The organism is Acinetobacter sp. SK-43 (genome assembly GCF_015351505.1).
Lineage (GTDB): Bacteria > Pseudomonadota > Gammaproteobacteria > Pseudomonadales > Moraxellaceae > Acinetobacter > Acinetobacter junii.
This window is the reverse complement of sequence record NZ_JADKPY010000101.1, coordinates 1-899: the sequence shown is the minus strand read 5'-3', so window position 1 is coordinate 899 and position 899 is coordinate 1. Positions and strand designations below refer to the sequence as shown.

1 pseudogene is annotated in these 899 nt (G+C 40.0%); it reads right to left on the bottom strand.

The annotated features are described in order from the left end of the window. A pseudogene (locus IRT38_RS17390) lies at positions 1–833 on the bottom strand (IS3 family transposase); the annotation flags it as partial. Positions 834–899: the final 66 nt, after the last annotated feature.

Sequence of the window (899 nt, the reverse complement as noted above, 5' to 3'; positions counted from 1 at the left end):
GAATAGCCATATTCAATGCATCACAAACAAGCTTGGCTGTCATGCGCTCATTTAAGCTATAGCCAACAACCTGTTTCGTGTAAAGATCTTTGACAGCTGCCAAGTACAACCAGCCCTCAGCCGTCCAAATGTAGGTAATGTCACTCGACCACGCAAGATTAGGCTTCGTCATTGAAAACTGTTGCTTGAGTAAATTGTCATAAATAGAACGGTTGTGATCACTGTTCGTGGTTCTTTTGAAACGCTTATGGCGCTTACAATACAACTGATTTGACTTTTTTATTTGGCGCACAGCATACGTACTTATTTTGATACCCTGCGCTTGTAATGCTTGGTTAATCGAACATAGCCATAGCTTTGTTTGGTTTCTTCATGGGCTATTTTGACCAAAATTGTCTGCTGATTTCGCTGAATTGATCTTTTACTCATGCCTCGCTTTAGCCAATCATAAAAGCGAGAAACGGATACACGAAGTAATCGAGCCATTAAAATAATCGGAAATAAGTGGCTTTGCGATTTCATATAGGCGTACCTCACTGACTTTCTTTGGCAAAGTACGCTGCTGCCTTTTTTAAAAATTCACGTTCCATTTCAGCTGTTTTGAGCTGTTGTTTAAGCTTCTTATTTTCTTCGAGTAAGGCGTTTAGATCGGGCGAATACTGTTTTGTGCCTGCTAAAGTTCCAGCCTTTGCTTTGTTATTCCAGTTCGAAAGGGTTTGCATTGAAATGCCAAGTTGTCTAGCGGATTCCGATACATTACCTTGGTTCTCTTCAATGGCTTTTATGGCTTCAGCTTTAAATTCTGCGGTGTAAGTCTTCTGTTTCTTGCTCATGGTAAACTCCTAATGAGTATGTATAGTTTACCAAGTTAAACCCTCCTGTTTTTTAAGCACACATCA